Origin of the sequence: Novosphingobium sp. Gsoil 351 (genome assembly GCF_009707465.1) — a bacterium.
GTDB lineage: Bacteria > Pseudomonadota > Alphaproteobacteria > Sphingomonadales > Sphingomonadaceae > Novosphingobium.
This window is the reverse complement of the sequence record NZ_CP046120.1, coordinates 3,799,113-3,818,329: the sequence shown is the minus strand read 5'-3', so window position 1 is coordinate 3,818,329 and position 19,217 is coordinate 3,799,113. Positions and strand designations below refer to the sequence as shown.

Sequence of the window (19,217 nt, the reverse complement as noted above, 5' to 3'; positions counted from 1 at the left end):
CTGTCCCACTTGAGGTCAGCCAGGACGGCGTCGAGCATCGCCGGATCGTCCGAACTGCTCGGCGGCTGGCAGCGGCAGAAGCCGCGCCTTGATCTGGTTGACGCGGCGCGGCGCGCCGTCGGTCGCGCGGGCAAGTTCCGGATAAAGCCCGGGGTCCGATCTCCGGATTACCACCAACCGGCACCTGGAAACGAACAATGTTCTACCGCAAACCGACTTCACTGAGTTCCGTACTCGAGATGGTGGCTGGCGGTCACTCGCTGGCGCAGTTGCTCCAGCGCGTCGCTGTGCGCCAAACGCTGCGAAACTCGGGTTGACCGAGCAGCAGAGTTTGGAGCAGCGAGGTGGCCGAGCTGGAAGTTCGACAGCATCCGCAGCTCTTCAGCGCCTCAATGCTCAGGTTCTGCGCTTCGTCCGCAGCAGGCAGCGCCGTCCGGCGGGCCGCCGTGCAGGAACAGCTCGATCGCTGAGTGCCGAGGCCTTGTCCCTGCCCACCACGTCAGAGCGAAGCACTGTGCCGCGACGTGGATCATCTCCGATCCATCCAGGCGCCAAGTGACGATCTGCCCCCGCGGTTTGCCGTGCGCAGTCGATCGTCGCCATCGAATGCACGCGACCAGCGTCGACTTGCCGCGCTGACCTCGCCGGTGACGACGGCAAACCCTCGCCTGGGCCAGGCCACCGCCTTGGGTACGACGGCGCCTTGCGATGCGTCGCGCTCTCGAAATAAATTCGGGATCAGGGGTGAGCTGGAACGGCCGCCCGGAAAACTCATTAGAATTCCTCGTGCATCTCAAGTCTCCGGTCACGGGGTTAGCGCAGGCCGACGAGCGCGGACGCGCCCCACTGGTCGATGAACGGTTCCTCGCGCTCGATCGTCGATCCCCACTGCGGCGGTGGCGCCAGACGGTCAGTTGGGTGCGGAAATACGCGGCATTGGCGCCGAGCGCAGTTGCGTCCCGGCAGCGGACAGCGCATCTGGAACCAGTTGGCGTAGACATTGGCGCTGAGCGAGGACCGCTGATCCAGGCCGGGCGCCGAATAGCCCACGAAGAACTTCTCGTCGATCACCCATTGGCAACCGCCAGCACGGTGCCAGCGCGGCGAACTTGCGCCGGTCGTAGCCCACGCCGATCCCGGCGCTGATCCGGCCGAGCGTGAGGTTGTAGCTCACGGTCACCGCGCGCGCGGAACGTGGCTGCGGTGACCGAACTCAGGGCGGAATTGAGGCGGGTGCCCCGTTGGCGGGTGATCACGCATCCGTTGAGATCGCGGTCCAGCGGATTGCGCGAGGTCTCGAAGTCGGTGCTCGATCCTCCCGGCGCGCGTCTTACGGTGCCGCCGGGCCAGAAGACGTTGTCGTAGACCGAGACGTTGAGTGAACTGCGCGCGTCCCGGGCGCATAGGCGAACGAGGCCGTACACGCTCGATGCTGCCATAACGCTGCCGACGTGCGCCTCGAGCGCGGTGCGCCGCGACGGACGCCACATCACCCCCGCATCGTAGATCAGCCCATCGACGTCGTAGGCGAGCTGGCGCGGGGCCGACTTGTCGGGGCGCGAGCGGCTCCAGCCCAGCCGACGGCCAGCAAGCCGACATCACCGCCAGCACGTCGCGGCTGGAAATCTCTCGACGTCCTCGTAGCCGACGCCCGCGACCAACGCGACGTCGAGCAGAGATCGGAAGGACGAGTCAACCGCCCTTATTTTGGTCGATCCGCTGATCGAGGTTCGAGATGTCTTCGCGCGCCCAGCCGGACGAGGCGGGTGACCCCAGCGGCAGGATGTCGCCGGATGAAACCCGGCGGAGACCGTGGCAATCTGGCTGAGCGTGTCATCGACGATGTCGACCGCCGGGATGCCCGGAGCCGGGCGAAAACCCCTTGTGCGGGTCCCTCGACCCGCGGTGTAACCCGCGCGATGGGACGCGAGCGCCACGTCGCCGGCGTGGGTCGTCAGCGTCGGCCCGGCGTAGAACGAATAGATCTGGCTCGAACTGTGCCTGCCGAGACCAGGGGATTGTGGCACCGCCGCTGCCATCGATCGGGTGCGCGCCGCCGGCGCGCCGCATCGATCCGCAACCTACCCGGCACGATCTGGCTGGCGACGCGAGCAGGTCCATGACCGCGTCGCCGTCGGGATCGCCCTTGCCCCAGCGTGCACCGCTCTGGCGCAGCGAGACAGCGCCAGTTACGTTTGCGCCCGGCGATCTGTGCATCCCGCCCGCGGCGAGGTTGGGTGTAGGTGGTACGTCCGCTGCCCGGCGAGCTCGGCGGGCGGCCTGCGACACCTCCAGATACGGTATGACTGAGGTTCGCGCACCGCCTGAAGTTGCGGCTTTTCGCGCTGGGAGTCTGCTCCTTAGCGCAACGTCCCTGGCCTGGCGTCGCCTGCGCGGGCGCTGGGCGGCAGGCAATCCGCTTGAGCAGCATGGCCCGCGCGACCATGCGCGGGATCGTCGTCATCCGCCGTATCCGTAGTACGAACCGAAGCGCCGCCCGGTCGGCGAAAACTGGACCGTTGGTGGTAACGATGTGTCCTCGCAGCCCGAAAGCAGCGAAATCGTGTCTTTGAGCGCCGCTTCCCGGTGCGCTCACGCACCACCACGACCAGCGCTTGACCGACGATCGAGGCCAGCTCCGCGGCCCGGCGAAGCAGCTAGCACCAGTGAGGAATCGAAGATAATCACGCGATTGGGCGGAAAGACGCTCGAAAACCTGGGCGGCCCGCGACGCCGCTAGAATTCGGTGTCGAATGGGTCGTCCGGCCGGCTGGCAGGACATGAAGGCCAACATCGGTTCCCTAGCACGCAATCTCGACCGCCCGCGCAGGATCGCCAACACGTCCATCAGACCTGGCCCGCTGGGCGAGGCCCAGCGTCGAACCTGCCCAACGGCGAAATCGGCGTCGACCAGCAGGACCTCGTTGGTCCTTTTCGGCGGCGATCGCCAGCGCCAGGTTGACAGCACGCGGGTTTGCCCTCGCCGGTGTGGGACGACGCGATCAATATCCGTTCGCCGTGCAGCGCGCCGATCCCCCGCGCGATTCCGCCGCGGCGAGCATGATCTGGCGCTTCACCAGACGGAACTCCTCCCGAAAGCAGCGCGGTCGCAGATCGCCGGGACGATGAATCCACGGGCGCGCAGGCCCTCACGGTCAATCGGGTGACGAGCACCGGTAAGGACGATGGCGCGCACCCCCGCGCAAGCGCAGAACCGCCAGGTCCGGCTGCGGCGTCGCGGGCAGCTTCGGGACCGGTGGCGCGGCGAAGAGGCAAGGCCCGGCGCGACGCGTTCGAGCAGCGAGCGCTCTTCGAGCGCCGGGAAGCGAGCATGCTCCGGCATCAGGCCACCATGCTGCGCTGAACCAGCTCGACCGCCAGCAGGGCACGAACACCCCGCCCAGCGCCGCGCTACCGCCCGCGAACCACTTCATCCGCCGCCGGTTGATCTCGCGCGGCATCGTGATCGTCTGCCAGATCAGGCGAGCACCGGCCCGTGACAGCCCAGCAACCCGCAATCCTGCTTCGGCTACACCGGCTGGCGGCAACCGAGGTTGCCGATTCCCGCGCCGATCGCGATGACCAGCACCGCAGACAGCGGCAGCGGACGGTTGGGCGCGACCGGCTTGCTGGCGTCGGCGGATCGATGACCTGGAACTGACCGCGCTGGTCTCGCTTTCGACCTGCCCGCGCAGGCGCGTTCTCGCGATCTTGCGGCAGCTTGTCGTATTGCGCCTTGAGCACGTCGTAGTCGCGGTTTGATCCGCGCGCTTTCCGCAGCAACCATCGGCTCGCCCGCGGCGCCCGCAAAAAGCAAGCCCATCTCGCCCTGGAGCGAAGCCCGGCGCAGGCAGTGCCTGAAGGTTGGCCTGGCGCTCGGCCTTGATCGATTGGAGCGAGGAATAGGCGGGGTTTGGTGCGCCGCCGCTGCAGTCGCCCGCCGCCTGGCGAGCTAGCAGGGCGATCTGGTTCCTCCGCCGCGATCACGTCTGGATGGCTGTCGGTCAGGCCGCGCGAACGCAGCCCGGCAGTTGAGCCTGGGCCTGGCCCGGCGCCTCGCGGATCCCGCCACCAGCGCCTGGATCGTCGCCGGGGTGCCGTTGAGCTGTCCCTCGATCGCGGCAAACGCGCTCCCTGACCGGCGGCGATGTCGGCGTCGATGCCGCGCGCATCTCGGACCGCGCGGCTTCCTGCCGCTGGGCCGCGCGCCGGATCCGAGTCGATTCGGCGTTCTGCGCGCAGGCGTCATGCGCTTCTACTCAGCTACTTCGAAACTCCGCACTCACGATTTTCGACTTCCTTTGATCCATGAGGCCAGCATTGCCCTTCATCTCGCCGCGACCGCCCGAGGTTTTCCTCGCGGAAGTGTCGATCATCTTCTGGACGATATCCTGCGCCAGCCACGAGTTCTGGAGGTCGGACAGATTGCTGTCGCCGGAAACGGCCGTGATCTCGAACAGGTTGTCCTGATCCGGGGCGACGGTCACTTTCCTTGCTCAACCTGCGACGACCGCAGCACTCCATCTGGCGACGGTCGGCCACGGTCTCGCCGATCCGCGTGGCGCGCACGACCTTCTCGAGATTGACCACGCTGGTCAGCGTCTGGCACGCACGCGCTGAAGTTCGCGGCGGGCATCGTTGGGTCAATCCCGATCTGCTCGGCGAGCACATCGTCAGCTGGACGAATTCGCGCCTTCGGTCGCAACTGTTGGGGAAGAACGCCACCGCCAACCAGCCAGGCATTGCCACCCCAGGCGATGCCCAGCGCCAGCCAGCGGCGTTGCCACGCACCGTAGGCCGCGACCCTGGATTCGGTCGGGATCGGATTCATCGTCGGCCCAGCGCTCAAAAAGGTGCTCTCGGGGATGATGATCCACATCGCCCGGCAGCCCGACGTGGCCTTGCTGGTACCCTTCTTGAGCGGGTCGGCGATGCGCGGCGTATTTCCCGTCTGCTTGCCGGTATCACGGTCAGCAGATCAGGCGAGCGCGGTTGCCCGCAGCGTATTCGCTGAGCCCGCCGACCGCGTCATCGCGTCGAGCAGCGTCATGTTGGCGCGGAACGCGGGAGCGAGGCAGGCTTTTCGGTAGGCGCCGACGACGCGGACCTGCTGGCTGAACGTCCCCGCGAACTTGTTGACGATGATCGAGACGATCGGATCCTGGATGAATGCTGCGAAAGCTTGAGCTTGACGTCCTCGGCCAGCATCGACGGAGTCTTGCCCACCGCGGGCATGTCGGTGATCAGCGGCGTGGTGATGCGCCCGTCAGGGGGCGGACCTGGACGCGTTTGGCGCCCAGCTCCGGGGGTTGCGCCAGACGAAGTACGGTCAATTCGTCGAGCGGGCCGATCACATATTCCTCGCCCGGGCCCTACTGCGTCGCGACGAATGCGGCGGGGGAGCTGGGGTCCGGCGGACGCGCCCGCGCACCCGCCCAGCGCCAGACTGTGCCAAACCGGCAGCAAAACGAAGCAATTCATCGACAAGGTCCCTCGTCAGGCGCACGCCGGCGCCCCGCAGAACCCGCGGTCCGCCAGCCACCGTTTCAACCTCTTGATATGCCCAGAAGTGGTGAAGATACCGTTAGCCTTGTTGGCTGTCTGGATCGGCGACGGCGAGGAGGGTTATTCCCCCGTCAGAGTAGCATTTCTCGTGCCGGCCCTGTCCCAGGAACTGCGCCGGGCTGGCCAGTCGCCGTAGGCCCCAGCACAGAACACCGCGACCAGATCGCCGACTTCGGCGCGCGGGAAGCCGGCCTTGTCGGCCAGACGGTCGAGTGGGGTGCACAGGCATCCGACGACGCTGGCCTCTTCTTCGACCGGCGCGCCGAACCGGCTGGCGATGGCGACGGGATAGTTGCGGCGGACCACCGTGCCCGAAGTTCCCGCTGGCGGCGAGCTGGTGGCAGCCCGCCGTCGGTGACGAGAAACACCTCGCCGTGGCTTTGCTTGCGGTCGACGATCCGGGTCAGATAGGCCCGGCCGGCCCGACCAGCCAGCGACCCAGTTCGATGCAGAAAATCAGTGTCCACGAGGACTTGCGGCAGCGACGAAAATTCATCCTCCAGCGCCGCCCCGATGCTACTGCGACATCGAGATCGGTATCGCCCGGGAAGTAGGGAATGCCGAACCCCCGCCTAGATTGCAGGCTGGCAGCGGGGCGCCCACTTGCTCAGTCAACCGCGCAGCCAAGGCCAGGGCGCGCCTGGGTCTCACGATCGCGGCGGCGTCGAGCGCCCTGACTGCCCCGCAAAGATGTGCAAGCCCCGCCACACTCCGCGCCTGAAGCAAGCACGGTCCGGATCACTTCGGCACTTTCTCCCGCGTCAACCCCGGAACGGTTTGGCGCCGCCGCCCATCTTCATGCGCCCGACCCTTTCAGGTCGAAGTCCGGGTTGACCCGCGCCGCCAGCCGCGGCGGCTCGCCGAGGCGCTCGCCGATCGCCAGGCGCGCGATGCGTCTCGGCGAGCGATTCGGGGTTGATGGTGATCCCGGCCGTGATCGCCGCCGCGGGCTCCGCGTCGTTTGCCCGGCTCCGCGAAACTGACTCTCGCCGGGTCGATCCCGGCCGCCGCGACGATCGCCAACTCGCCCGGCGCCGAGGCGATGTCGAAGCCATCGACTTGACCTGACATGAATTCGAGAAGTGAGCCGTAGGGTTTGCTTTGACCACATAATGGATCGCCAACCGTCCGGGCATCGCGCGTCACCATCCGGGCCACCCGCTCCCCCACCAACGTACGCGAATAGACGACAACGGGGTGTCGCCCGGCCTCGGCGACCTACGATCCGGCGGTGCGTCCGTCGATGCCAGCTCGCCGTCGATCGCCGCGAAGCCGTCGGGAATCGGGCCAAGCGGCCTCATGCCGCCCGGTCCCGCGATAGTTCCTGCGAAAGCGCCGCGCGATCGACCTTTGCCGTTGGGATTCAGCGGCATCGCCTCGCCCAGTGGATCGCCTGGGGGGAACCATCGAAATTGGGCAAGGCAGCGGTGAGCGCCCGGGGGCAAGCTTTCCCGGGTCCGCGCCCGGCGCGGCGCGCGCGACGAGGTGGATCGCCTGACCCAGCCGGGCATCAGGGCAAACCCAGCGCCACCGCCTCTACGACCAGCCCGGTGGCCAGCGCCGCGTCCTCGACTTCCTGCGGGCTGACCCGGTTGCCCGGAAGTCTTGATCATCGCATCGCGCCGCCCCGCAAAATGGAGTAATCCGTCGCCATCGCGCACCCGATCGCCCGACCACACCGCGATCCCCCCCATGGCGCGACCGCGCTCGGTGCGGGGCGGAAGCGTTCGGTGCGTTCGGTGTCTTCCAATACCCTTGCGACCAGCGGCCCGGCGTGAACCAGTTCGCCTTCCTCGCCGGCGATGGTTTCGCTTCCGTCGTCGGCCACCACCATCACTTCCCGCCAAAGGGATCGCGGTGCCGATCGAAGTCGGGTGCGTCGATCAGCGCCGGATCGAGGTAAGTCGAGCGGAATGCCTCGGTCAGCCCATACATCGCGTAGAGATCGGCTTGGGGAAAGCGCGCGCACTTTGCGGACGAGATCGACGGTCAGCGCGCCGCCGGTGTTGGTCAGCCGCCGCAGCGTCGCTCCTGCATCGCCCCAATCCTGCTCGAGCAGCTGGACCCACAACGGCGGGATCGCGCCAGCGTCGTCAGCGCCTCGCGGGCGACCGTCTTCACCACGTCGCGCGGGGTCAGGTAATCGAGCGGTGCTATCGAAGCACCTACGCACCACCCTCCAAGTAGCTGATTTTGGCCGTAATCGAAACTCAGCGCATGACTCCGAGAAGCCGATCGTGCGGCGCCAGCTTGAGATAAGTGGCCACGCTGACTGCGCCGAACCACAAGTTGGCGTGGTTCAACATCACCCCCTTGGGTTTGCCGGTTGATCCGCTGGTATAGAGAATCTGCGCTAGCTGCGCCGGATCGTGGCGCGATGGATCGCCCAGCGGCGACGCGTCCTCCACCCCCGCCCAGGCGTCGCGTTCGTCGATCATCTCGGCTCCGGCGCGATCGCCCGGCTCGAGCGTCGCCAGCCGCGCGGCATTGGCGATCAGCAACATCGCCCCGCTGTCCGCAAGGATATGCGCCACTTGCGCGCGCTTGAGCAGCGGGTTTATCGGCACATAGACCAGTCCGGCCCGCGCCGCGGCAAGCGGCATCAGGCAGGCCAGCTCGGTCTTCGGCAGCCAGCAGGCCACACGCGCGCCGGGTTCACGGACGACCGTGCCTAACCAGCCCGCTAGCTTCGCGACACCCGCTCTTAAGGCCTCATAGCTTAAAGGCCCCGAACGCAGCAGCAGCGCGGGCGCATCGGTGCCGCTCCGCGAAGCACCAGACGATCGAGTGGCAGCGCGGGCGGAACGGCTTCGATGATCAGGCTGCCCGGTAAGGAAGGACGATGACGAGGCGCGGCTAATGGCAAGCGTCCAATATCTAGCTAATCCCGCCGGGGCGCAAGCGGCGTGGACCAAGGCGCTCGGCCGCGAGAACCAGCACGCGCCGTTCGATCGGCTGGCGTGGTGGAGCGCGTTGAACGACCTGTGCCTGCCGGACGAGAAGCCGCTGCTGGCGCTGGCGAGCGACGGCGAGGCGCGTTGTGCGCTGGCGCTGATGCACCGGCCCGGCAGCGGGCATCTGCGCAGCCTCGGCAACTGGTACAGCTTCTGGGCGCGCCCGGTGTTCGCCGCTGGTGGCGAAGCCTTGCTCCCTGCCCTCACCCGCGATCTGGCGCGCAAGGCCCGGCGGATCACCCTTCAACCGCTCGCCCAGGCGGACGCCGAGCCCACCGCCGCCGCCCGCCGCCGCGGGCTGGAACGTCCGCGCCGAGCAGGCCGACGTCAACCACCGGGTCGAACTCGCCGGGCGCAGTTTCGCCGAATACTGGGCCGCTCGCCCCGGGCGTCTGCGCGAAACCGTTCGCCGCAAGGGCGCCAAAGGCCTGGCCGAATTGCACATCGTCGACCGCTTCGATCAACGCCGAGTGGGCCGATTACGAGGCGGTTTACGCGCAAAGCTGGAAGCCCGAGGAGGGTAGCCCCGCGTTTCTCCCGCCGCTTGCCGAGGAAGAAGGCGCGGCAGGCACGTTGCGGTTGGGGGTGGCGCGGATCGACGGCCGCCCCGTCGCCGCTCAACTGTGGACCGTCGATAACGGCACCGCCTACATACACAAGCTCGCCCACGTCGAAGACGCCAAGGCCCACTCCCCGGCACCCTGCTCAGCCACGCACTGTTCGCCCACGTCATCGACCGCGACGGGGGTCCGTACGATCGACTTCGGCAGCGGCGACGATGGCTACAAGCGCGACTGGATGGAGCGCGCGCGCGCGATGCTCCGCCTCGACATGCATCGCCCGCTGGACCCGCGAAGCTGGCCATACCTGCTCCGCGACCGCCTGCGCGGCCCAGGCTTCCCCTTGCCGCTCTGCGGCACGGCGTTTGTAGAGCGCGCCGCGAACAGGGACGGGAGAACCCCTTGCGCCAAAAATACCGCTCATCGGACCCACGGCGATACCGACGCCGTGCTCCGCTCGATCCTGCGCGACGTGCTCGGCTTGCAGGGCGGCCCAGGTCGCGGCGTTCGCTGCGGATACCGGACTGTTCGGCGCCCCTGCCCGAACTCGACTCCATGGCAGTGGCCGGCCTTCTGACCGAAATGGAAGATCGCCTCGACATCGTCATCGACGATGATGAAGTCGATGGCGAACTGCTCGAGACTTTCCGGCAATCTCCTGGCCTTCGCGAAAGCCAAGCGGGCCAAATGACGAAAGCCGCGTGAGGATCGTCGCCTGGCCCTGCGCGGCGCCGGGCGGGGAGCGGCGAGGAGTTCGCGTTGTCACGGGTCCGACGGATGCCGCGGCACGGATCCTGATCGTCCCGGCTTTGTTCGAGGAATTCAATCGCACCAGGCGGATGCTGGTCGAGACGATGCGCACGCTGGCAGGCGCGAGGATCGCCAGCGTGCTGCCTCGATCTGCCAGGGTGCAATGAGAGCCTTGCCGCGCTGGACGCCCAGAACATCGGCACCTGGCGCGATGCCACCGCAGCCGCCGCCGCGCACTTGGCGCGACCCATGCGCTGAGCCTGCGCGGAGGTGCGTTGGTCGCCCCCGGCACGCTGCCCGGCTGGCGCTTCGAACCGATCGACGGCCCCCAGGTTCTGCGCCCGATGTTGCGCGCACGAACCGTGAGCGCGCGCGAGGAAGGGCTGGCGGAGACCATGGAGGGGCTGCTCGAAGGCGGGCGCCGAAGCCGGGATCGAGCTCGCCGGATACCGGCTGGGCGCGGCGATGATCGGCGATCTCGAAATCGCCTTGCTTTCCCCGAGTTGGCCCCACGTCATCCTCACGCTGGACGACCTGGGCGGCAGCGCGTTGCGGCTGCGCAGCGAACCGGGCGAGGATGTGCGGACTTGTCGGCTGCGCTCGCCGCGCGCGGATCGTCGCGGACCTCGCGCGATGAGGCGGGATTGTGGAATTCGCCTGCGGCGATGACGTGCTGTTCGGCACGCTCGATGCCGCGCCCGGTCCGTTCGGGCTGCTGATCGTCAGCGGCGGCAACGAGATCCGCGTCCGGGTCCTGGGCGGGTCAAGCCCAGCTTGCCGCGCAAGTCGCCGCGGGCCACCCGGTGTTTCGCTACGACCGCCGCGGCGTCGGCGACAGTGCGGGAGTGAATCGGGACTTCCACGAAACCCGCGACGATATCGCCGCGGCCATCGCCGCGTTCCGCACGGCCGCGCCGGGGCTGCGCAAGATCGCCGGTTTCGGCAATTGCGACGCGGCCGGCGCGCGATGCTGTTCGCCGCCAGCCTGCAAATCGACGCGCTGGTCCTTGCCAATCCGTGGACGGTCGAAGGCGAGGATCGCGCGGCTCAGGCTCTGCCGCACTGCGCCGCCGCTACGCCGCCAAGTTCGCCGATCCGGCGGCGTGGAAACGGCTTCTGGGCGGTGCGATCGATCTGCGCAAGCTGGCCACCGGCCTGCGCCAAGCCGCCGCCACCGCGCCCAAATCGGCGCTGGCCGAACAGATGCGCGAGGGGCTGGCGCAGTTCGGCGGCCCGGTGGACATTCTCCTCGCCGAGCGCGACCGCACCGCGCAACTGTTCACGGCGGCGTGGGGGGACGACGGGACGCATTGCCCGCCTCGCCAGCGCCTCGCACAGCTTCGCGGATCAGGCCGCGCGCGCATGGTTGCTGAAGCGCGTGCTCGACGCACTCGGCTGAACGACTACTCCGCCGCCTGCACCATTCGCTGGGCCGCGAACTCGCGCTCGGCAACGAAGCGTTCGGCGTCGAGCGCGGCCATGCAGCCGGTGCCCGCCGCGGTCACCGCCTGGCGGTAGACCGGGTCCATCACGTCGCCACAGGCGAACACGCCGGGGATCGCGGTCTTGGGCGTGCCCGGCTCGACCAGCAGATAGCCGAGGCGTCCATCGCGAGCTTGCCGTTGAACAACTCGGTCGCGGGAGCATGACCGATCGCGACGAACGCGCCGTCGGCGGCGAAAGTGCTCGCCGCGCCGGTGACGGTGTCGGTCAAGGCCAGCCCGGTCAGCCCACCCGCCAAGGGATCGCCGAGGAAGCGATCGACTTTCTGGTTCCACAGCACGCGGACGTTGGGGTGCGGAACAGCCTGTCCTGAAGGATGCGTTCGGCGCGCAAACTGTCGCGGCGGTGGATCAGGGTGACCTCGGGCGAATGGTTGGTCAGGTACAGCGCTTCCTCGACAGCGGTGTTGCCGCCGCCGATCACCGCGACCTTTTTGCCGCGATAGAAGAACCCGTCGCAGGTCGCGCAAGCCGAAACGCCCTTGCCCGCCAGCTCGACCTCGCCCGGCACGCCCAGCCATTTGGCCTGCGCGCCCGTGGCGATGACCAGGGTCTCGCTCTCGTAGACGTCGCCGCTGTCGCCGATCGCGCGGAACGGAGGGCGTTGAGGTCGATCGAGACGATCGTGTCCCAAAGCATCCGCGTGCCGACATGCTCGGCCTGCGCCTGCATCTGTTCCATCAGCCACGGCCCTGGATCACGTCCTTGAAGCCGGGATAATTCTCGACGTCGGTAGTGATCGTGAGCTGCCCGCCAGGCTGGAGGCCCTGGACGACAATCGGCTGAAACCCAGCGCGCGCGCCATAGATCGCGGCGGAAAGCCCCGCCGGTCCCGATCCGACGATCAGCATGCGCGTGGTATGAGTGGTCATGGTTCCCCGCCAAGTTCTTGAGGCAGGGGGCGAGATAAGCGCGCCATGGCGGAATTACGAATCGCGACCGCGCATTTTCCCCCAGACGGGGTCGGCTAAACCAACAGATCTGCCTGGATCGCCGCGACCTGCGCCGGACCCACGCCGAGCACTTCCTCGAGGTAGCCGTCATATGTACCGTGCCGCTCGCGGATCGCATCGAGCCCGGCGGAGATGTATTCGGGCGCGACCGACATCAGCGCCAGGACCGCTTCGTCGTCCATCCGCGGGCCATAGCGCGCGCGCACCGTCTCCGCCCCCAGCGCCATCCGCTCGCTCAGATTGGTGGCGACGTTGGTCAGCAGGTAGTCGGCCATCGCGTCGTCGGGATGCACGCCCAGCGCGTGATGGGTGAGCCATGCGGCAAGGCCGGTGCGGTCCTTGCCCGCGACGCAGTGGAGCAGGATCGGCTTCCGTCCCTCGGCCAACGCGGCGAAATAGAGCCTCATCGAGGCGACCAGTACCGGTCGCCACGGCATCCCCCGGTTGAGGTTGACCATCGCCGCGCGCGATTCGCCGCCCGTGCGGACGCCCTCTCCCGCCGCCTCGTGCGCCGCCGCGCCCGCCAGCCCGGCGGTCTCGCCCGGCGCGAACAGCACCTCGGTGGTGAATTCGGGGTGGCGCAAACACGGGAAGGCGCTGCGCTCGCTGTCGCCGCGCAAATCGATCACCGCGTCGAGGCCGAGTGCGGCGACCTTCGCCAGGTCGGCGGGCGTTGCCTGATGGTGGTGTCCCGAGCGCCACAGCACCCCTCGACTGACGCTTGCGCCGTCGGCGGCGGCGTAACCGCCATAGTCGCGGAAGTTGCGGATGCCTTCGAGCGGTAGAATGCGGTCCTGATCCATCGTCTGCGCCGTAGTCGCACCCCGGCGGCTGGACAATGGCCCGCTGGAGCAGCAGTAAATGAGCAACCGGGAGAGAAAATTCGATGGATACCCGCCACCTGGTCGATCCCGAAGTCTGGCCCATCGTCGAGGCCCTGCCGTTCCGCGAATTCGACCGCGCGACGCTCGATCAGGCACGCGCGGAGTCGGCGGGAAGGTTCGTCGATCTCGGCGCGCCGCCGCTCGCGGCGACGATTCGCGGGGCGCGTCGCGCCGATGGCAGCGAGATCGAGCTCTACTGCTTCGATCCGAACCCCGGCACGCAGAAACGCGCGGCGCTCTTTCACATCCACGGTGGGGGCATGGTCCTGGGCACCGCCAAGGATATGCAGTTCGGCCCCTCGGCGATGGCGGCCGCCCTGCAAATTCCGGTGGTCTCGGTCGAATATCGGCTCGCGCCCGAAACGCCGTTTCCCGGCCCGCAGCAGGATTGCCTCGACGGACTAGCGTGGATGGCCTCAGCGGCGGAGGGGCTGGGCATCGATCCCGCGCGGATTGCGATCATCGGCGAGAGCGCAGGCGGCGGGCTGGCCGCCGCGACCGCGCTGATGGCCCGCGACACAGACGGGCCCAAACTCGCGGCGCAAGTGCTGGTTTACCCGATGCTCGATCACCGGACTGGTGGCGCTGCGTGCCGCTGGAACAACCGTTCGACCGGCGAATGGGTCTGGACCCGGCATTCCAACCGGTTCGGCTGGGAGGCGCTGCGTGGCGATTATGCCGCCGAAGACGCGCGCAAAGGCTGGTTCTCGCCCGCGCTTGCCGACAACTTGGCCGGGTTGCCGCCCACGCTGTTGCTGACGGGGAGCCTCGATCTATTCTTCGACGAGGACCTCGATTACGCGCGGCGGCTGGTCGATGCGGGGGTGCCGGTGGAATTGCACAGCTACCCCGGCGCAATCCACGCTTTCAACATGGTGGCCGAGGCTGCGATCAGCCAGGCCTTCAATCGCGATCTGGTGAGCGGAATCGCGCGTCTGCTGAAGCTGGAAGGCTAGCTCGCGGGCATCGCCCGGCGCAGGAATTCGATCACTGCGGCGTTGAACTCGTCGTTGCGATCACCCGCCACCATGTGCCCGGCGCCGCGGATGTCTGCGACTTCGAGCGCGGGGATGCGGCGGCGCAGGTCGGCCACGCCATCTTCGTCGACAATGTCGCTCTTCATTCCACGCACCAGCAGCGTGGGAATGCGGTCGGTCCAGTCGGCGGCGTCCATGATGCCCAGCAGGCGGCGCGGATCGCCGCGCATATCGTTCATCATCCACGGGTCCCAATGCCAGCGATAGCGCCCGTCATCCCCAAACGCAGGTTCTTGTGCAGACCCGAGAGGTCTTTGGGCCGCGGGCGCTCGGGATAATAGGCGCTGATGGCGTCGGCCGCTTCTTCGAGCGTGGCGAATCCGTTCGGGCTGGCGGCCATGAAGCCGCGCACCTTGTCCGCCCCCGCGAGATTCATCTTGGGCACGATGTCGACCAGCACGATCGCCGAGGCCTGGAGCCCCAGCGTCGCGGCGACCAGCGCCGTGACCCCACCCATCGAGGCCCCGACCAACGCAAACGGCCGCGATCCGAGGGCGGCGACATGAGCGAGGTCGTCGGCGCGCGCCTCCATCGTGTATTCGCCGTCGCGCGACCAGTCGCTGTCGCCGTGGCCGCGCAGATCGTAGTTGATCGCGAAATAGCCCGCCTCGGCAAGTTGGAGCTCGCATTTGTCCCACGAATGGCGGGTCTGACCGCCGCCATGGCCGAGGATGACGGTGGGAGCGCCAGGCGGACCGGCGACGTCGGCCGCGAGGGTCAGCCCGTCGGCGATGGGAATGCGGATGGTCTGCCGTCGGCCGGTGCTCATCGCCCGGTATTGGCGGAAGCCACCGGGCAATTCAATCGCGCGATTAAATCCGCGGAAAATGCGGCCATCGCCGCTTCCCTTGCCGCGTGCGCCACCATGCCATAGGGGGCGCCGCGAACGAAACTGCGGAATTTCGCCCATGTCCGAAATCAAGAAGGTCGTCCTCGCCTATTCCGGCGGCCTCGACACCAGCGTCATCCTCAAGTGGCTGCAGGTCACCTACGGCTGCGAGGTGGTGACCTTTACCGCCGATCTCGGCCAGGAAGGCGAGCTTGAACCGGCCCGGGCCAAGGCGGTGCTGATGGGGGTCAAGCCCGAACATATCTATATCAATGACTTGCGCGAAGAATTCGTCCGTGATTTCGTATTCCCGATGATGCGGGCCAACGCGCGTTACGAAGGCGACTATCTGCTCGGCACCAGCATCGCGCGGCCGCTGATCGCCAAGCGGCTGGTCGAGATCGCACGCGAAACCGGAGCCGACGCGGTCGCCCACGGCGCCACCGGAAAGGGCAACGATCAGGTCCGGTTCGAGCTGGGCGTCGCCGCGCTTGCCCCCGACATCAAGGTGATCGCGCCGTGGCGCGAATGGGACCTGACCAGTCGCACCGCCTTGATCGCCTGGGCAGAGGCGCACCAGATCCCGGTGCCCAAGGACAAGCGCGGCGAATCGCCGTTCTCGACCGACGCCAACCTGCTTCACACCTCGTCCGAGGGCAAAGTGCTCGAGGACCCGTGGGACGAGGTGCCCGACTACGTCTATTCGCGCACGGTCAACCCCGAGGACGCGCCGGATACGCCCGAATACATCACGATCGATTTCGCGCGCGGCGATGGGGTAGCTCTCAATGGCGCGACATTGTCGCCCGCTGCGTTGCTCAGCGCACTAAATGACCTGGGCCGCAAGCACGGAATCGGGCGGCTCGATCTGGTCGAGAACCGCTTCGTGGGCATGAAATCGCGCGGAATGTACGAGACGCCCGGCGGAGAGATTTATGCGCGCGCCCACCGCGGCATAGAGCAGATCACGCTCGATCGTGGCGCAGCGCATCTTAAGGACGAGCTGATGCCGAAGTACGCTGAGCTCATCTACAACGGCTTCTGGTTCGCGCCCGAGCGCGAGATGCTGCAGGCGGCGATCGACCACAGCCAGGCCAAGGTCACCGGCACGGTGCGGCTCAAGCTCTACAAGGGGCTGGCGCAGGTGGTCGGGCGCAACAGCCCCGACAGCCTCTATTCGGAGCGCCACGTCACCTTCGAGGATGATGCCGGGACCTACGACCAGAAGGATGCGGCCGGGTTCATCCGCCTGAACGCGCTCCGCTTGCGCCTCTTGGCCCAGAGAGATCGGTAATCGATCCGTCACACTTATCCACCGCTCCGGTTGGGCCTGTGGATAACAGGGATAAATAGTGCTTGCGCGACTCGGATTCGAGGCGCAGCATTCATGGGTCGGAAGCAAGAAAACCACTGCGGATCGGGGCGCAAGCTCTTGAAAAGCAGACAGGATTTTTGCAACCGGTGCGACTTTAGCGAACGCTGCGACACCGCGCCGGAAGGTCCTCGGACCGAATGGAAACGGAGTAACGCGCGGGAGCGAAAAGTCGGCAGGGTAGTCGCCGGTGCTGGTGGACGCAGACGACGAAGAACGGCTTCGGCTCGACTTCGGACCGCGGCGAAAGCGAGCGCCAACAGTGTCGGCAGACGCAGACGACGGGAAAGGGCTTCGGCTTGATCCCGGACCGCGGCGAAAGCAGGCAATGCCTGTGCGACTGTCCGGATCTTTCCTCCGGGAACCGCGCGATGCTTCGGCATCGCGCCCCGGGGAAATGATCCTACGCCCGCGATGGCGCTACGAACGATGATTGCCGGTCCTTCTGGACCGCCGGAAAGGTTGCGACGGATAGTCGCCGGAACGCGCCAGCGGACCGGGGGCGGCCTAGGTGGCGCGGCGAGCGATCGCCGGAGAACATCGAAAGCGATCCGTCACCTCCCACCCGGGAACGGCAGTCGCCAAATCGGATGTGCGCCGTGTGAGCGAGAGTGGGGCTCGGGAGCGATTCCGGGCCTCATTTGCGCGTACGATATCCGGAGCGACGCTGCACGGCAGCTAGGCGCCCTCACACTCCGATACAAAAAACGACATCTTGCGACTCGTCCCGCGCCGAGAGCACCCTAGTCTGCCGGTCATGAACGACGGGAGCATCGCGATGCGACACCGGCTGACGCTGCTCGGCGTGACCGCCGCAGCCCTCCTCGCCGGATCGATCTTGGGCATTCCCGGTACCCCAGCGCCCGCGCGTGCCGAGGCCCTTGCGCCGAACCCGGCGATGCGCACCCTCGCCTATGGGCCCGATCCGCTTCAGCAGCTCGATTTCTATCCGCCCCAGGACCCCAAAGCCAGCCGCGCCCCGCTGGTGGTGTTCGTCCACGGCGGGGGCTGGAAGCGCGGCAGCCGGACGATGGACCGCGGCTCGTTGAAGCAGCGCCACCTGACCGCGCAAGGCTATGCCTTCGCCTCGCTGGACTACCGTCTGGTCCCGGCCGCGCGGGTCGAGGATCAGGCCGCCGACATCGCCACAGCGCTGCGCGTCCTGATTGACCGTGCCGCCGCGCTGGGGATCGATCCGAAGCGCATTGTCCTGATGGGTCACAGCGCCGGAGCGCACCTGGTCGCGCTGGTCGGCACCGATGCCTCCTACCTCAAGGGAGCGGGCCTATCACCGCGGGACCTTGCCGGGATCGTTCCGATCGACGGCGCCGCCTACGACGTCCCCGCTCAAATGAGCGACGGGCCGCGGATCATGCAGCAGACCTATCGCCAGGCGTTCGGCACCGATCCCGCCCGCCAGCGGGCGCTATCGCCCACGCTTCAGGCGGCGGCCCCCAATGCGCCTCGGTTCCCTGCTGCTCCACGTGATGCGCCCGGATGGCGCGCGACAGGGAGAAGCTTTGGAGAAGGCGCTGCGGGCGGGCGGGACGAACGTCGCGCGCGAGGGGTTTGCCGGTACGGGCTTGGCCGGGCACATGGAGATCAACCGTCGCCTCGGCGATCCCGGATATGCGCCGACGGTCGCGCTCGACGGGTTCTTGCGCACGGCATTCGCGCGCTAAAGCGCTTTGGGTTCACCGTTCTCCAGCCGATGGCTGCAGCCGAGCGTTGCCCCGTCATCCTTCGCGTCGAGCGCGGCAACCGTCCGCCAGCCGATTGCCCGGAGTCGCGCCGCAGCCTCGCGATCGTGGTCCAGCGGGAGGAACAGCGCGTTGCGTGCTGCTTCTCCTGCAACAACCCCGACGAGACCGTCTGGATAGAGCGAGAACCCAGTCGCGACCTCACCCTCGCCATCCTCGCGGCCGATGCGATAGGTGCCGCCGCGCCCGAGCGAGCCGCGCACGCCCTCGGCGAACAGCGTAAAGCCGACCCAGCTCTGGTATTCGAAGCCGTGGCGTTCGGTCGGATCGAGCGTGACCCGCGCCGCGCCGTCCAGCCTTGCGGCAATCTCGCGCAGGCCCGCGATGCGGCTGGCCAGCGCGCCGCCGGCGTCGATCGCGGCGAGCTTGTCGATGGCGGAAGCGAACGGCCCCGCCGCATAGAGCAACGGAAGATAGGCCTCGCCGCCGGCCGCGACGAGCGCTCCGGCGTCCTTGGCGTCGAGCTGGCGGCGTACGGCTGCGACGCTGCTTGGCGCCAGCCGCATCGCTTCAACGGCCAGCGTATCGACCAGATCGGGAAGCGTGAAATCGATCGAGATGCCGGTTGCGCCCGCCGCGGCCAGCGCCTCAATCGCCAGTCCGGCCACTTCGGCGGCGGCTGCAACGGTATCGCGACCGATCAGCTCCGCCCCGACCTGGAGCCGTTCACGCGCGGGATCCAGCCCATCACCGCGGATCGTCACCACGGGACCAGCGTAGCACAGCCGCAGCGGCCGCGGCGCATTCGCCAGCCGGGTCTCGGCGATCCGTCCGACCTGCGGGGTGATGTCGCTGCGCAGCGCCAGCGTGCGCAGGCTAGCGGGATCGACGAAGCGGAACATCCGCCGCGTGCTGATCCCGCTCATGCGCCCGGCCAGGCTCCGCTCGAACTCGATCAGCGGCGGGCTGACCCGGTCGTAGCCATGGCCATCCATCGCCGCCAGCATCGCCCGCATGACTTGCTGCCCGGTCGCGGCCTCGCCGGGCAACCGGTCTTCGAGCCCCTCGGGCAGCAGATCGGGATCGCTCTCGTCCATGGCCGCCGCCCCTG

At 67.8% G+C, this 19,217-nt stretch carries 19 protein-coding genes and 5 pseudogenes; 9 read left to right on the top strand and 15 right to left on the bottom strand.

The genetic code is table 11. The features are described from left to right. Positions 1–15: 15 nt before the first annotated feature. On the bottom strand, positions 16–174 hold the full coding sequence (locus GKE62_RS18650) for a hypothetical protein (RefSeq protein ID WP_195908529.1): 159 nt from the start codon (positions 172–174) through the stop codon (positions 16–18). 170 nt (positions 175–344) lie between these two features. Here GKE62_RS18650 and GKE62_RS19500 point away from each other — a divergent pair, with 170 nt between their 5' ends. Then, positions 345–470 (top strand): hypothetical protein, encoded by a 126-nt coding sequence (locus GKE62_RS19500; RefSeq protein ID WP_255453387.1) that lies wholly within the window; start codon positions 345–347, stop codon positions 468–470. A 343-nt stretch (positions 471–813) separates the two neighbouring features. Here GKE62_RS19500 and GKE62_RS18355 read toward each other — a convergent pair whose 3' ends face one another. From GKE62_RS18355 to GKE62_RS19330, 6 genes and pseudogenes are all read right to left on the bottom strand, one after another. Beyond that, positions 814–1,071 (bottom strand): hypothetical protein, encoded by a 258-nt coding sequence (locus GKE62_RS18355; RefSeq protein ID WP_154693469.1) that lies wholly within the window; start codon positions 1,069–1,071, stop codon positions 814–816. Then, positions 1,068–1,490: a hypothetical protein gene (locus GKE62_RS18350; RefSeq protein ID WP_154693468.1), complete on the bottom strand. Its 423-nt coding sequence runs from the start codon at positions 1,488–1,490 to the stop codon at positions 1,068–1,070. The genes GKE62_RS18355 and GKE62_RS18350 overlap by 4 nt, the downstream gene beginning before the upstream one ends. A 108-nt stretch (positions 1,491–1,598) precedes the next feature. Next, complete coding sequence (locus tag GKE62_RS18345; RefSeq protein ID WP_154693467.1) at positions 1,599–2,027, bottom strand: hypothetical protein; 429 nt, start codon at positions 2,025–2,027, stop codon at positions 1,599–1,601. A 2,232-nt stretch (positions 2,028–4,259) separates the two neighbouring features. After that, positions 4,260–4,487: a hypothetical protein gene (locus GKE62_RS19340; protein ID WP_230206822.1), complete on the bottom strand. Its 228-nt coding sequence runs from the start codon at positions 4,485–4,487 to the stop codon at positions 4,260–4,262. Between the two features lie 362 nt (positions 4,488–4,849). Then, positions 4,850–5,481, bottom strand: a pseudogene (locus GKE62_RS19335) (polysaccharide biosynthesis/export family protein); the annotation flags it as partial. 144 nt (positions 5,482–5,625) lie between these two features. Continuing rightward, positions 5,626–5,871 (bottom strand): hypothetical protein, encoded by a 246-nt coding sequence (locus GKE62_RS19330; protein WP_230206821.1) that lies wholly within the window; start codon positions 5,869–5,871, stop codon positions 5,626–5,628. A gap of 612 nt (positions 5,872–6,483) precedes the next feature. On the opposite strand from GKE62_RS19330, the gene GKE62_RS19325 reads away from it, so the two are divergent. Then, the gene (locus GKE62_RS19325) at positions 6,484–6,633 is read left to right on the top strand and encodes a hypothetical protein (protein WP_230206820.1); all 150 of its coding nucleotides are present in this window, start codon (positions 6,484–6,486) and stop codon (positions 6,631–6,633) included. A 541-nt stretch (positions 6,634–7,174) separates the two neighbouring features. On the opposite strand, the gene GKE62_RS19930 is transcribed toward GKE62_RS19325, so the two are convergent. The 3 genes from GKE62_RS19930 to GKE62_RS18645 form a co-directional block, all read right to left on the bottom strand. After that, positions 7,175–7,393 carry a hypothetical protein gene (locus GKE62_RS19930; protein ID WP_370516030.1) on the bottom strand — a complete coding sequence of 73 codons (219 nt, stop codon included), beginning with the start codon at positions 7,391–7,393 and terminating at the stop codon, positions 7,175–7,177. A gap of 382 nt (positions 7,394–7,775) precedes the next feature. Beyond that, positions 7,776–8,480: an AMP-binding protein gene (locus GKE62_RS19925; RefSeq protein WP_370516029.1), complete on the bottom strand. Its 705-nt coding sequence runs from the start codon at positions 8,478–8,480 to the stop codon at positions 7,776–7,778. After that, the gene (locus tag GKE62_RS18645) at positions 8,443–8,850 is read right to left on the bottom strand and encodes a hypothetical protein (RefSeq protein ID WP_195908725.1); all 408 of its coding nucleotides are present in this window, start codon (positions 8,848–8,850) and stop codon (positions 8,443–8,445) included. Before GKE62_RS18645 ends, GKE62_RS19925 begins: the two co-directional genes overlap by 38 nt. 128 nt (positions 8,851–8,978) lie before the next feature. Here GKE62_RS18645 and GKE62_RS19320 point away from each other — a divergent pair. The 4 genes and pseudogenes from GKE62_RS19320 to GKE62_RS19920 all read left to right on the top strand — a co-directional run. Then, a pseudogene (locus tag GKE62_RS19320) lies at positions 8,979–9,251 on the top strand (GNAT family N-acetyltransferase); the annotation flags it as partial. Positions 9,252–9,527: 276 nt separating this feature from the next. Then, positions 9,528–9,770: pseudogene (locus GKE62_RS18315) on the top strand (phosphopantetheine-binding protein). A 10-nt stretch (positions 9,771–9,780) separates the two neighbouring features. Continuing rightward, positions 9,781–9,996: a hypothetical protein gene (locus GKE62_RS18640; RefSeq protein WP_195908528.1), complete on the top strand. Its 216-nt coding sequence runs from the start codon at positions 9,781–9,783 to the stop codon at positions 9,994–9,996. 850 nt (positions 9,997–10,846) lie between these two features. Further along, positions 10,847–11,347: a hypothetical protein gene (locus GKE62_RS19920; RefSeq protein ID WP_370516120.1), complete on the top strand. Its 501-nt coding sequence runs from the start codon at positions 10,847–10,849 to the stop codon at positions 11,345–11,347. On the opposite strand, the pseudogene trxB reads toward GKE62_RS19920, so the two are convergent. Both trxB and GKE62_RS18295 read right to left on the bottom strand, forming a co-directional pair. Then, positions 11,233–12,203, bottom strand: a pseudogene (gene trxB / locus GKE62_RS18300) (thioredoxin-disulfide reductase). The gene GKE62_RS19920 and the pseudogene trxB sit on opposite strands and share 115 nt — an antisense overlap. Positions 12,204–12,298: 95 nt before the next feature. Then, complete coding sequence (locus GKE62_RS18295; RefSeq protein ID WP_154693465.1) at positions 12,299–13,087, bottom strand: tyrosine-protein phosphatase; 789 nt, start codon at positions 13,085–13,087, stop codon at positions 12,299–12,301. An 83-nt stretch (positions 13,088–13,170) separates the two neighbouring features. Here GKE62_RS18295 and GKE62_RS18290 point away from each other — a divergent pair, with 83 nt between their 5' ends. Further along, the gene (locus GKE62_RS18290; RefSeq protein ID WP_154690484.1) at positions 13,171–14,124 is read left to right on the top strand and encodes an alpha/beta hydrolase; all 954 of its coding nucleotides are present in this window, start codon (positions 13,171–13,173) and stop codon (positions 14,122–14,124) included. Here GKE62_RS18290 and GKE62_RS19310 read toward each other — a convergent pair. Further along, the gene (locus tag GKE62_RS19310) at positions 14,121–14,384 is read right to left on the bottom strand and encodes an alpha/beta fold hydrolase (protein WP_230206819.1); all 264 of its coding nucleotides are present in this window, start codon (positions 14,382–14,384) and stop codon (positions 14,121–14,123) included. The two genes, GKE62_RS18290 and GKE62_RS19310, sit on opposite strands and share 4 nt — an antisense overlap. Then, positions 14,384–14,974 carry an alpha/beta fold hydrolase gene (locus GKE62_RS18285; protein WP_230206818.1) on the bottom strand — a complete coding sequence of 197 codons (591 nt, stop codon included), beginning with the start codon at positions 14,972–14,974 and terminating at the stop codon, positions 14,384–14,386. Before GKE62_RS18285 ends, GKE62_RS19310 begins: the two co-directional genes overlap by 1 nt. Before the next feature lie 139 nt (positions 14,975–15,113). On the opposite strand from GKE62_RS18285, the gene GKE62_RS18280 reads away from it, so the two are divergent. Together GKE62_RS18280 and GKE62_RS18275 are read left to right on the top strand one after the other, a co-directional pair. Then, entirely contained in the window at positions 15,114–16,328 is a 1,215-nt protein-coding gene (locus GKE62_RS18280; protein WP_154690482.1) for an argininosuccinate synthase, read from the top strand. Positions 16,329–17,184: 856 nt separating this feature from the next. Next, positions 17,185–18,088, top strand: a pseudogene (locus GKE62_RS18275) (alpha/beta hydrolase). Here GKE62_RS18275 and GKE62_RS18270 read toward each other — a convergent pair. Then, complete coding sequence (locus GKE62_RS18270) at positions 18,085–19,203, bottom strand: ATP phosphoribosyltransferase regulatory subunit (protein WP_154690481.1); 1,119 nt, start codon at positions 19,201–19,203, stop codon at positions 18,085–18,087. The pseudogene GKE62_RS18275 and the gene GKE62_RS18270 overlap by 4 nt on opposite strands. Positions 19,204–19,217: the final 14 nt, after the last annotated feature.